This is a genomic window from Actinomadura sp. HBU206391 (assembly GCF_014323665.1).
Classification (GTDB): Bacteria; Actinomycetota; Actinomycetes; order Streptosporangiales; family Streptosporangiaceae; genus Actinomadura_C.
Genome location: NZ_JABVEB010000194.1, coordinates 1 through 10,318 on the forward strand (window position 1 = coordinate 1; position 10,318 = coordinate 10,318).

The following is a 10,318-nucleotide window of genomic DNA, read 5'->3' on the forward strand; positions in this document are numbered from 1 at the left end:
GCCTGGAGCGCGTTGAGGTTGTCGGTCATCCAGGTGAGGTAGTCCTTGCCGTTCGGGAGGGTCTCGGTGACCGGCACGATGGCCACGCCGTTGCTCTTGGCGGCCTGCTCGAGCTTCTGCGTCTCCGGTCCGCCGGTCTGCGCGTTGTAGACGAGCGCCTTGACCTGCTTGCCGGTGAACAGCGCGAGCGTGTCGCGCAGAACCTTCGGCGAGACGTCGTTGCCCTCCTCGACCGCCTCGCTGAACTCCTCAGGGGTCTTGTCGACCAGCCCGCACGCCTGGAGGAGATATCCGGGAACCGGCTCGGTGATCGCCACGGCGGTACCGGTCTTGGCGGATCTCACCGCGGCCGCCTTGGCCTGCAGGGGCTGCAGCTTGGCCTTGAAGGCGGTGGCGTTCTGGGTGAACCGCGCGCTGCCTGAGGGGTCGACCTTCGACAGGGATCGGGCGAGTTGGTCGGCCAGCTTCTGTATCGTCGGAAGGTCGTACCAGACGTGCTCGTTGAGCCCTTCGCCCGCGGGCGGGGTCTTGCCGGAGATCTTGACGACGTTCAGCACCTCGGCCGAGGGGTTCTTGGTCGTCTTGAGCATGGTGTCGATGAAGTCGTCGTAGCCGCCGCCGTTCTCAATGACGATCTTCGCCTTGGACAGCTCCAGCTGGTTCTGCGTGTCGGCCTCGTAGGAGTGCGGGTCCTGAGCGGGGTCGGAGATGATCGATGTGATCTTGACCTTGTCGCCGCCGATCTGCTCGGCGATGTCGCCGTACACGTTGGTCGAGGCGACCACGGAGACGGGCGTCGACCCCGCGGGGGCCGAACCACCAGAGGCGCTGCCGGGGGAGTTGCCGCAGGCGCTCAACAACAACACAGCACAGATGCCGGCAACGGCGCTGAACGCATGACGACGACGTACAGGCGAGTTCATGTCGCCCCTTCACGATAGTGAAAACGGTTTTCATTTCAAATTAGCATGAAGTGACCTGAGACCTTGAAGGGGGGATCGTCCGCCGGTCACGGGCGGCTTCGGGACGGTTCTCGCTCGTGCTGTCGCGTGTGGTCGCGCCGGGGGAGCAGGAGCGGGGTCGCCAGGATGAGCAGGCCGGCGATCGCGATCGCGGTGCGGAGGCCGGTGATGCCGGCCAGCAGGCCCCACAGGGCGGTCATGGCCGCGATGGTGGCGTTGCCGGTGACCGACCACGCGGACAGGGTGCGGGCGACCCGGTCCGTCTCGGTCCGGTCGAGCCGGTAGGTGGCGAACACCGGGTTGAATACGCCCACGCAGGTGACCAAACCGAGCTGGACGGCGATGACCAGCGAGATCCCGGCAGCGCCGGGGTGGATGAAGGCCAACCCGAGCGGCCAGCACGCGCGCAGCGCCCCGGCGGTGAGCATGACCTTGTGCGGTCCGAACCGCGCGACGAGCCGGCGGGCCAGCCGTGAGCCGATGAGGCCGCCTACGCAGGGCGCTCCGAACGCGAGGCCGTACTGCCAGGGCGCGAACCCGAGGCGGCCGAGCATGAGGACGGCGACCAGCGGCGCGGAGGCCATGATCAGGCCGTTCACCAGGACCGTGTTGAAGAACAGCGGGCGCAGGGCCGGGTTGGTCAGGATGTACCGCCACCCTTCCAGCAGGTCACCGGCTCGTAGCCGCGGTGCGTCGGTTCGGTCGGGGCGCGGCTCGCTCCCGCCGATCGCACGGATTCCTGCTGCCGAGAGCAGGTAGCTGACCGCATTGGCCACCACGGTCGTCATCGGGCCGAACAGTCCGATCGCGGCCCCGCCGAGCGGCGGCCCGAGTGCGGTGGCGGTCCAGGTCGTGGACTCGAGCCGCCCGTTCGCAACGATCAGGTCCTCCGGTCGCACGAGCGCTTTCAGGCATGCGCCACTGGCCGCCTTGAAGGCGATGTCGGCTGCGGCGACGATGACCGACACGACCACGAGCTGGGCGAAGCTGAGCCGGCCGAGCACGAACGCGGCGGGGACGCTCATCACCGCCGCAAAGCGGGTCAGGTCCATCGCGACCATCACCGGCCGCTTGCGGCGGAACTCCACCCACGGTCCGAGCGGCACCGCCACCACCGCGCCCACCGCCAGCCCCGCAGCGGCCAGCACCGACACCTCAGTTGGCCCGGCGTCCAGCACGAGGATCGCGATCAAACGAAACGCGTCGAACGCGAGGAACGTGCCGAACGTGCTGACCGCATACGCCGCCCAGAGCCACTCGAACCGCCGCCCCAGCGCTCTCGTGCCCACCATGTCCAGTGCAACCCTCGCCGTCTCGCTCCAACAACCCGACGTTGACCAGCGAGATCAAAGCGAGTGGGAGGCGACGGCGTCAAACAACCGATCGGCCGGCGAACCACAACCATGCGTTGTGCGACTAGAGTGCGTCGGCGTGGACCTCGATGCCGTGCGCACCTTCGTCGCAGCCGCGGATGCGGGCCGGTTCCAGCACGCCGCGGTCGAGCTGTCGATCACCCAGCAGGCCGTCTCAAAACGCATCGCCGCGCTGGAGAAGGACCTCGGGGTGCGGCTGTTCACCCGCACGCCGCGCGGAGCCCAGCTCACCATCGACGGGCAGGCGTTCCTGCCCCATGCCCGCGATCTCCTCCAGGCCGAAGAGCGGGCAGCCGCCTCCGTGCGGCCCGGCCGCCGCGCGCTGCGCGTCGACGTGATCGGCCGGCGGCTCGCACCGGCAGGTTCTGCTGCGCGAGTTCCATCGCACGCATCCCGAGACCGAACTCGATGTCGTGACCCTCTTCGACGCCGACGCGGCGATCGCCGCCGTCCGGTCCGGCACGATCGACGCGTCCTTTCGCGCTGTCACCCCGCTCGCGGGGCGGCTGCCCGACGGCGTCGAGGCCGCCCGGGTCCTCGACGAGCCCGTACAGCTCCTCACCGGACCGGCCCACGAGCTCGCCGCCGCGTTCGGGCTCACCGTCGATCCCATCGGTCCCTACTTCGGCACCGAGCCCCTGCTGGACGTGATCGCCGACTCCTCGGCACTGGCGACCTTCGTCGGCGAGCAGACCCGGCTCGTCTGGCCGGCCGACTACGGCCTACGGCGCGTTGCCGTGCACGACCCGACGCCGGTCTACCCGCACTCACTGATCTGGCGCGGCGACAATCCCCACCCGGCACTCACCACACTCCGCGACCACCTGGGCTCCACAGGACCCGGGCACGGCGGCGCCGAGACCTGGGCACCGAAATGGGCCCAGCGCCCAACCGACCGCGACAATTCAGCGGCAACAGGTCATGAGCCGCGCCGGCTAGGTGATGCCACTTAATGTCGTAATGGCTGTTTCGCTCAGGTATTCGGCGCAAAAGGGAAACCCGTGCCGGTCCGGAAACAGCGGGGGGGGGCTCGTCGGCCTTGACGCCCCGTCCGAACTGCCGGCGGCTTTCGGCCTCGGAACCGTCAGGCGGCGGACGCCCCGGTCACGGCCTGCTCGGCCGTGCGCAGCTCCTCGCGCCTGGCGTGGTGGAAGAAGAACGGGCCGGTCGGCAGCACCGCCGCGACCAGCGCGAGCGTGGTGGTCCTGACATCCCAGTCCAGCCGGCCGCGCACGTCCACGATCGCCACGACGAGCGCGATGAACAGCACGGCGTGGAGCACGCCGAGCGGCATGACGAGGTCGATGTCGGAGATCCGGCTGAGCAGGGAGCCGAAGATCAGCAGGAGCAGGAAGGAGCAGCCTTCGGCATAGGAGACCACTCGGAATCGGGAGAAGGGATTGGACGGCATGCCCAAATCTAAACACACCTCCATTCACCTTCTTCATCGGGTCCCGGTGCCCTGAGCCGACGCCTTCTCCTCAGTGGAAGAGTGGGCGGCGGCACCGGTGTCGATGTGCCAGTGTGTCGCTGTGACAGCGTGTCGCTGTGACAGTGTGTGGCCTGGCAGACGCGGCTGGACGCGTCGCGACCTCTGGGAGTGCCGGTGAGTCCGACCTTGGTCCTGGTGCATGGGGCATGGCATGACACGTGGTGCTGGGAGAAACTGATCGATGCGCTGCCGGATATCGAGACACGTGCGGTCTCGCTTCCGTCCAGCGGTCACGATCCGTCCGCGCTCGGTGACCTGCGCGCCGATGCCGACGCTCTCCGCTCCGTGCTCGCGAGCGTCGACGGGCCGGTCGTGGTCTGTGCGCACTCCTACGGCGGGCTGCCGGCGACCGAGGTGGCGGGCGAGACCGGCGACGTGCGACGCCTGGTGTACCTGTGCGCCTTCCAGCTCGACGTCGGCGAGTCGTTGCTGGGCGCGGCCGGCGGCACCGGACCCGAGTGGTGGGACGTGCACGAGGCGCAGGGGCACATCGAGGTGTTGCGCCCGCAGGAGGTCTTCTACGGCGACCTCGACGCCGATACGGCGGCCGCCGCGGCCGCCCGGCTCGGATACCAGTCACTACGGTCGGTGACGCAACCGCTGACGGCGGCGGCTTGGCGGACCGTGCCCAGCACGTACGTCGTCGCCGAGCGGGACGCGGCGATCCCGGTGCCGGTGCAGGAGGCGATGGCCCATCGCGCCCAGGTGGTCCGGCGTCTGGACACCTCCCATTCGCCGTTCCTGGCACGACCGGCCGTGCTGGCCGACCTGTTGCGGGAGGAACTGGCGAAGGCGGAGGCCGAAGGCTGATAGCGGGCCGTCCGGCACGGGCGGCGCGGAGGCGTGCCGCGAAACCCTGCGGGCCGGCTGAAATCCGGTCGTTGTTCACGACGCCGGCCGCGCGATCCATCAGGGACAGCGGAACCATCCGGCTCCCCTTCGGAAACGGTCGTATGTCACCGGTCGCGGCGGGCGACGTCGCCCGGGTGACCCGCACCGTAGAGCTGATCACTGGTCGACCGGCGCAGACGATCGAACGGTTCGTCGCGGAACGCAGGGATCTCTTCGGAGGCGTCACGTGAGCCGGCCGGTCGCCGTCAGCCGGCCGCCCCGCCGGTGCCCGCGTGCCCGGTGCCGCCGGCGGGGGGCGCCGCGGCGGCGAGGCCCGGGGGAGCGGCGGCCAGTGCGCTGTGGATCGCGTCTGCGAGGGCGAGGGCGGCCTCCTCGGTCAGCTCGACGGCCACCCGGGCGGACGGTCCCTGCCCGGGGTTCAGGAAGTCGATGTTGACTGTGTGCTCCTGCGGCGCGTGGACGGGGTGGTCGACGTAGACGGCGGCGTCGGTGAGGCTGATCCACCCCTGTGGCGCCTTGCCGCTGCCGGCGATGACGATCTTGTGGGTCTGATAGGTGCACATGGTGGACGCCTTACGCGCTGAGGGTGCGGGAGAAGAAATCGAAGATCTTCTGCCAGCCGTCCACCGCGGCCTCGGGGCGGTAGGAGGGCCGGTCGACGGCGAAGAAGGCATGCCCGGCGCCGTCGTAGGTGTGGAACTCGTGGGCCTTGCCGAGCCGGTCCAGCTCGGCGGAGAGCGCCGCGGTCTCGTCGGGAGCCGGGTAGCCGTCCTCGGCGCCGAACAGGCCGAGCAGCGGGCACGACAGCTCGGGCGCCAGGCCGAGGATCGGCTTCATGCTGGCGGGCATCCCGGTCGGCGGCTCGTTGACGACGAAGGCGCCGTAGCAGTCCACCGCGGCGTCGATCCGCAGCGAGCACGCGGCCAGGAAGGTCTGGCGGCCGCCCGAGCAATAACCGATGACGCCGATCCTGCCGTTCGCGCCGTCCAGCGAATTCAGGTAACGGGCCGCGCCGTCCACGTCGCCGACCAGGCGGTCGTCCGGAACTCCGCCGGCCGCGCGCACGGCCGCCGCCGCGTCGTCGGGGTCGGCGCCGGGCGCCTCCCGGGAGTACAGGTTCGGGCAGACGGCGGCGTAGCCGTTGGCCGCGAACTTGCGCACCATCTCCTTGGTTGCCTGGTCGTACCCAGGCATGTGGTGAATGACGACCACGCCGCCGCGCGGCCCGTCGTGCAGCGGTCGCGCGAGGTAGGCCTCGATCTCATCGTCGTCGTGGCCCTTGATCGTGACTGTCTCGGCCCGGATGGCGTCGATCATGCCTTCTCCTTATGAACATAACGGGTACCGCGGAGAGCGGACCCCAGTGCTGCGACCGCGGCCATGACGGCCGCGGTGAAAACGAGCACCAGACCATGATGGAGCGGTACGGAGACGAGCCGGGGGAAGAACTGCTTACCGGTGAGCGCCTCGCGGTTGTGCGCCGGCAGGGTGTCCAGAAGGCCGGCGGAGCCCAGGACGAGGAGCGCCGACGTACCGATAGCCCAGGATCATCCACAGCAGGTAGCCGATATTGCCCGGGGCGAGCGGGTCGAGCCCGATGCCGCGGAAGATCGCGGGAAAGCGAGATGATCACGATCGACCGGTCCAGCGCGGCCATGAGAACGCCGAGGGTGGTGTTGGACAGCGCCGTCCGCTTGTACCGGTCGGCGTGGGTCACAGATGATCCGCGAGCCGTTCCAGCAGTGAAATGATGGGCGTAGGTGCCCGCGTCAGCCACGGCCGATGAACGGCATCTTCGTGGCGGTGATGGTCAGGAACTGTACGTTCGCGTCCAGCGGCAGGTCGGCCATGTACAGCACCGCCCGAGCGACGTGTTCGGCGTCGAAGGTCGGTTCGGCGGCCAGGCTGTTATCGGCCTGACGGGCTCCCCGGGCTATCCCCTCGGTCATCTCGGTGGCGGCGTTGCCGATGTCGATCTGGCCGCAGGCGATGTCGTGCGCACGACCGTCAAGCGAGATCGACTTGGTCAGACCGGTCATGGCGTGCTTGGTGGCCGTGTAGGCGACGCTGTTCGGACGGGGGCTGTGCGCGGAGATCGAGCCGTTGTTGATGATCCGTCCGCCGCGCGGGCGCTGGCCCTTCATCATCCGTACGGCCTGCTGCGCGCACAGCATCGCGCCGGTGAGGTTGGTGGCCACCGTGTGCTGCCAGTCGAGGTAGGAGATCTCGTCGACCGCCGCCGAGGGGCCGAAGACGCCCGCGTTGTTGACGAGCAGGTCGACCCGACCCCATTCCCGCCGTACCGAGTCGAACAGCTCTGCCACCGAATCGGGTGCGCCCACATCGGTCGGCACCACCAGTGCCGACGTACCGGCGGGCGCGACCTCGGCGAGCGTCTCGTGCAGCTTCTCGGGCCGCCGCCCCGCCAGCGCGACCCGGTAGCCGGCCGTCAGCAGCGCCTGGGTCACGCGACGACCGACCCCGGATCCGGCGCCCGTCACCACGGCGACGCGACTCGTGGTCATCCCGCCTCCCCGCTGTCACCGGCACCTTATTGGCCCACGGCACGAAGGGGCCAATGTCCGGTCTGAGCCGGACGCCACCGGACGCCGAAAGAGCAATGTCGGTGATCTGCGGCTTCGAATGGGGGCATCGACACGCGCGACCAGTGGGAGCTCGAACGTCGGCTGGACTTCGTCGACCCGGAACGCGGATTCGCCTACGAGGGCGCGACGATGGTCTGCACGATCCGCGACGCGATGCGCGGCGGCCGTGGCCACCGTGCCCTACCCATGGGAAGGCTCGTCGCACTACTTCCCACTGGCGGTCGACCAGGGCATCGGGCGAGCGCTGTGGTTCATCTGCGGAGGCCGTGCCCCCGATGTCGCCACCGCGGTCGGGCCGGGGCCCGTGGCCCGGTGCCGGCCTACGAGCTGTGGCGCCGCAACGTGCGGGCCGATTTCGTCTCCGCAGACCTCTCCGCGGCCGCGGTGCTGGGGTGGCGGCCGCGGATCGATCTGTGAGGCACGCTCGCCGATCTGTAGAGCGGGGCCGATTCCGTACCCGGCCGGTGAGGATGACCTGAGGTGGCGAACGGGGCAGTGCGAGTTCGCTGCGGAACCGTCAACCGAGTCGCTTTCTGCTGAGGTCACGGGGTTTGGGATTGCCGACGGCGCGGGCCAAGACGCCGCACACGCTCGGCGAGCGGCGACGCCGCGCCGCGCCCGAGATCTTCGTTAGATTCCGTCGGACAGTGGAGCCGTAAACCGCGCCCAGAGGCCGTTGACAGGGTGCCTGACCATCGTTATTTTGAGTTGACATGGCTGCAGATTTCGATGACGTCTCCGGCTATTTGGCCACTGTTCCAGAAACACACCGGCCGGCGCTCGAAACGCTCTACGAGCAGATCAAGAAGCTCTACCCGGACGTCACCGAGCATATTCGCTGGAGTCAACCGCTCTTCAAGCTGGACGGCCAGACACTCTGCGCCTTCAAGGCTTTCAAAAAGCATTCCTCCCTGGGTGTGTGGAGCGAAACTGCGCTGGGCCGTATCAGCGACGTACTCGCGGACTACGACACCGCCGAGAGCACCGTGCGGTTTCCCCCGGACAAGCCGCTTCCCGAGCGCGTCGTCAAGGCGATACTCGATGAGCGCGCCAAGGAGATCAGGGACGAATGAAACGGCGCATTATGCCGTAATGCACTGTCCCGCGCCGGCGATTGATCGGCAGGCTCCAGCTCTTTTCGAATGACCGTTGTCGCCGATCTCGCGGCTCTCAGGGGGTGACCTGCCCTCGTCGGCCCGCCTGGTCGCAAGTCAGCAATCGCGGAGATCCGGCGGCCGGTGACAAGCGGCATCCTGGGGCGGGGTAGATCGCAGAGGGAGTGCCATGATCGGAGAGGGAGCGCCATGCGGATCATCGCGATCGTGACCGGTGCACCGGCTCCGCACGGACCGGCCTCGAAGCGCGCTCTGTGCGACGTTCCCCGTCGCCGCCCGGCTGAACGCCGTCCACACCACCGCCAACGGCCAGGCCGTCCGCGGCGCGCGGCATCGACGCTGGCCGCCACTGAGCAGAAGGGAGAACCCGATGGCGTAGGTGATCCGTCGTGGAGTCCAGGGCGATTACCGCCTGACGTCCGGCCCGGGATTTCGGTCGATTGTCCGTTCAGCGGTCGCGGCGGTACGCTACGGCGGCGCCGCCGACATGTCGACAGGTCCCTCGACGCATCGCCGACGCCCGTCTTAGCCGGACCACGCTCGTCACGGCAGATCCCTGGCCGCCCGACGTTCTCGCCAGAAGCACGTTCCGTCTGTCCGCCTGCCGGACAGACGCGAGTACGCTGCAGGACGAAGAGCCGAGCCGCAAGGAGTCGATCGATGCCACGCGAGGGCGCCGGACCGGATTTCATCGAAGCGCTGGCCCGGGGGCTGGAGGTCATCACCGCCTTCCAGCCGCAAGAGCCGGTGATGTCGCTGACCGAGGTGGCCGCGGCGACCGGCCTGGCCCGGCCGACCGCGCGGCGGATCCTGCTCACCCTCCAGGAGCTCGGCTTCGTGCGCTCGGGCGAGGGCGGATTCGCGCTCACCCCCCGGGTGCTCGACCTGGGCGTGGCCTACGTACGGTCGATGGGCCTGTGGGACGTCGCCCGCCCCCACATGGAGCGGCTGGTCGCCCGCACCAACGAGTCGTGCTCGATCGCCCAGCTCGACGGATCCGACATCGTCTATGTGGCCAGGGTGGCCGTACCCAAGATCGTCGCGCTGGCGGTGCAGATCGGCACGCGCTTCCCCGCGCTGCAGACCTCGCTGGGCAAGGTGCAGCTCGCCGCACTACCCCCCGACGAGGTCGACCGGGTGCTGGCCGAGCCGTCCCGATCCGGGTTGCGACCGCGCTGGCTGCCCACCCGCGAGGAGCGCGCCGCCGAGCTGCGTGAGATCCGGGCACGCGGATGGGCGCTGACCGACGAGCAACTGGCCCTCGGCATCCGTTCGGTCGCCGCACCCCTGCGGGACGGATCCGGCCGGGTCATCGCGGGCATCAACGTCAACACCCACGCGGCCGAGACCCCGGTCGGCCGGCTTCTCGAGGAGCACCTCCCGCTGCTGCTGCAGACCGCCGGCGAGATCAGCGCCGACTTCGCCCGGCTGGCGACGGTGCCGCACGTGACCAGGCCGGCCGCGTCCTGACCGGCGCGCCGCCACCGGGAGGTGGTCCCGCTCGAGTGTTCGGGTCGAGGATCAGGGGTCCGGGCGGGGGGTGAGAACGATCCGGCCTGCCGAGGCGCCGTCGCTCTGGCGCCGCCACGCGGCCTCGGCCTCGTCGAGCGACATGGTCTCGTGGGCGACGGCCAGCCGTCCGAGCGCCGCCTGTTCGGCGATCACGGTGATCGCCTCAGCACGTTGTCGCGGGCTCAGCTCGTTGTTGGTGTAGCCGAGCAGCCGCAGCGACCTGCTTCGCAGCGTGGACGAGTCGATGGGGGAGGTCTCACCGGCGGAACCGCCCAGGTTGACCAGCCGCCCGCCCGCTCGCAGGGTGCGGGCGGCGGCCGCCGCCGGCGCGCCGAACAGCGGGTCGAGTACCAGATCGACCGGACCGTCGGCGACGGCGGCGAAACGCTCCGCCAGCTCGGTGACG

Annotated in this window: 13 protein-coding genes and 2 pseudogenes; 7 read left to right on the forward strand and 8 right to left on the reverse strand. The window is 69.5% G+C overall.

Features of this window, described 5'->3' with window-relative positions:
- Together HKK72_RS30530 and HKK72_RS30535 are read right to left on the reverse strand one after the other, a co-directional pair.
- On the reverse strand, positions 1 to 866 hold an 866-nt coding region (locus tag HKK72_RS30530), incomplete at its 3' end, for a metal ABC transporter solute-binding protein, Zn/Mn family (protein WP_315987529.1).
- Positions 867 to 1,009: 143 nt separating this feature from the next.
- Positions 1,010 to 2,254, reverse strand: a complete 1,245-nt coding sequence (locus HKK72_RS30535; RefSeq protein ID WP_187237903.1) for an MFS transporter — start codon at positions 2,252 to 2,254, stop codon at positions 1,010 to 1,012.
- On the opposite strand from HKK72_RS30535, the pseudogene HKK72_RS42455 reads away from it, so the two are divergent.
- Positions 2,253 to 2,519 (forward strand): annotated as a pseudogene (locus tag HKK72_RS42455) (LysR family transcriptional regulator); the annotation flags it as partial. The gene HKK72_RS30535 and the pseudogene HKK72_RS42455 overlap by 2 nt on opposite strands.
- On the opposite strand, the gene HKK72_RS42460 reads toward HKK72_RS42455, so the two are convergent.
- Entirely contained in the window at positions 2,490 to 2,723 is a 234-nt protein-coding gene (locus HKK72_RS42460) for a hypothetical protein (protein WP_315987530.1), read from the reverse strand. The pseudogene HKK72_RS42455 and the gene HKK72_RS42460 overlap by 30 nt on opposite strands.
- A 25-nt stretch (positions 2,724 to 2,748) precedes the next feature.
- Between HKK72_RS42460 and HKK72_RS42465 the strand changes: the two genes are divergently transcribed.
- Positions 2,749 to 3,288, forward strand: coding sequence for a hypothetical protein (locus HKK72_RS42465; RefSeq protein WP_315987531.1), 540 nt, complete (start codon positions 2,749 to 2,751; stop codon positions 3,286 to 3,288).
- A 131-nt stretch (positions 3,289 to 3,419) separates the two neighbouring features.
- Here HKK72_RS42465 and HKK72_RS30545 read toward each other — a convergent pair whose 3' ends face one another.
- Positions 3,420 to 3,746, reverse strand: coding sequence for a DUF3817 domain-containing protein (locus HKK72_RS30545; RefSeq protein WP_187237904.1), 327 nt, complete (start codon positions 3,744 to 3,746; stop codon positions 3,420 to 3,422).
- 195 nt (positions 3,747 to 3,941) lie between these two features.
- Here HKK72_RS30545 and HKK72_RS30550 point away from each other — a divergent pair, with 195 nt between their 5' ends.
- The gene (locus tag HKK72_RS30550; RefSeq protein WP_222721337.1) at positions 3,942 to 4,637 is read left to right on the forward strand and encodes an alpha/beta fold hydrolase; all 696 of its coding nucleotides are present in this window, start codon (positions 3,942 to 3,944) and stop codon (positions 4,635 to 4,637) included.
- 143 nt (positions 4,638 to 4,780) lie between these two features.
- Positions 4,781 to 4,909: a hypothetical protein gene (locus HKK72_RS41600; RefSeq protein WP_261987361.1), complete on the forward strand. Its 129-nt coding sequence runs from the start codon at positions 4,781 to 4,783 to the stop codon at positions 4,907 to 4,909.
- A 15-nt stretch (positions 4,910 to 4,924) separates the two neighbouring features.
- Here the strand turns inward: HKK72_RS41600 and HKK72_RS30555 are convergent, their stop codons facing one another.
- The 3 genes from HKK72_RS30555 to HKK72_RS30565 form a co-directional block, all read right to left on the reverse strand.
- Positions 4,925 to 5,242 (reverse strand): DUF6295 family protein, encoded by a 318-nt coding sequence (locus HKK72_RS30555; RefSeq protein ID WP_187237905.1) that lies wholly within the window; start codon positions 5,240 to 5,242, stop codon positions 4,925 to 4,927.
- 10 nt (positions 5,243 to 5,252) lie between these two features.
- The gene (locus HKK72_RS30560; RefSeq protein ID WP_187237906.1) at positions 5,253 to 5,996 is read right to left on the reverse strand and encodes a dienelactone hydrolase family protein; all 744 of its coding nucleotides are present in this window, start codon (positions 5,994 to 5,996) and stop codon (positions 5,253 to 5,255) included.
- 452 nt (positions 5,997 to 6,448) lie between these two features.
- Positions 6,449 to 7,204 carry an SDR family oxidoreductase gene (locus HKK72_RS30565; RefSeq protein ID WP_187237907.1) on the reverse strand — a complete coding sequence of 252 codons (756 nt, stop codon included), beginning with the start codon at positions 7,202 to 7,204 and terminating at the stop codon, positions 6,449 to 6,451.
- A 256-nt stretch (positions 7,205 to 7,460) separates the two neighbouring features.
- Between HKK72_RS30565 and HKK72_RS42470 the strand changes: the two are divergent.
- The 3 genes and pseudogenes from HKK72_RS42470 to HKK72_RS30580 form a co-directional block, all read left to right on the forward strand.
- Positions 7,461 to 7,529 (forward strand): annotated as a pseudogene (locus HKK72_RS42470) (hypothetical protein); the annotation flags it as partial.
- 469 nt (positions 7,530 to 7,998) lie between these two features.
- The gene (locus HKK72_RS30575) at positions 7,999 to 8,358 is read left to right on the forward strand and encodes an iron chaperone (protein WP_187237908.1); all 360 of its coding nucleotides are present in this window, start codon (positions 7,999 to 8,001) and stop codon (positions 8,356 to 8,358) included.
- A gap of 702 nt (positions 8,359 to 9,060) precedes the next feature.
- On the forward strand, positions 9,061 to 9,870 hold the full coding sequence (locus tag HKK72_RS30580; RefSeq protein ID WP_187237909.1) for an IclR family transcriptional regulator C-terminal domain-containing protein: 810 nt from the start codon (positions 9,061 to 9,063) through the stop codon (positions 9,868 to 9,870).
- Between the two features lie 51 nt (positions 9,871 to 9,921).
- Here the strand turns inward: HKK72_RS30580 and HKK72_RS30585 are convergent.
- Positions 9,922 to 10,318, reverse strand: a 397-nt coding sequence (locus HKK72_RS30585) for a zinc-binding dehydrogenase (protein ID WP_187237910.1), incomplete at its 5' end; no start/stop codon positions are given.

Excerpts from the sequence above, each read along its gene's own strand:
- HKK72_RS30535 (WP_187237903.1), bottom strand. The coding sequence starts at position 2,254 with ATGGTGGGCACGAGAGCGCTGGGGCGGCGGTTCGAGTGGCTCTGGGCG.
- HKK72_RS30545 (WP_187237904.1), bottom strand. The coding sequence starts at position 3,746 with ATGCCGTCCAATCCCTTCTCCCGATTCCGAGTGGTCTCCTATGCCGAA.
- HKK72_RS41600 (WP_261987361.1), top strand. The coding sequence starts at position 4,781 with ATGTCACCGGTCGCGGCGGGCGACGTCGCCCGGGTGACCCGCACCGTA.
- HKK72_RS30555 (WP_187237905.1), bottom strand. The coding sequence starts at position 5,242 with ATGTGCACCTATCAGACCCACAAGATCGTCATCGCCGGCAGCGGCAAG.
- HKK72_RS30560 (WP_187237906.1), bottom strand. The coding sequence starts at position 5,996 with ATGATCGACGCCATCCGGGCCGAGACAGTCACGATCAAGGGCCACGAC.
- HKK72_RS30565 (WP_187237907.1), bottom strand. The coding sequence starts at position 7,204 with ATGACCACGAGTCGCGTCGCCGTGGTGACGGGCGCCGGATCCGGGGTC.
- HKK72_RS30575 (WP_187237908.1), top strand. The coding sequence starts at position 7,999 with ATGGCTGCAGATTTCGATGACGTCTCCGGCTATTTGGCCACTGTTCCA.
- HKK72_RS30580 (WP_187237909.1), top strand. The coding sequence starts at position 9,061 with ATGCCACGCGAGGGCGCCGGACCGGATTTCATCGAAGCGCTGGCCCGG.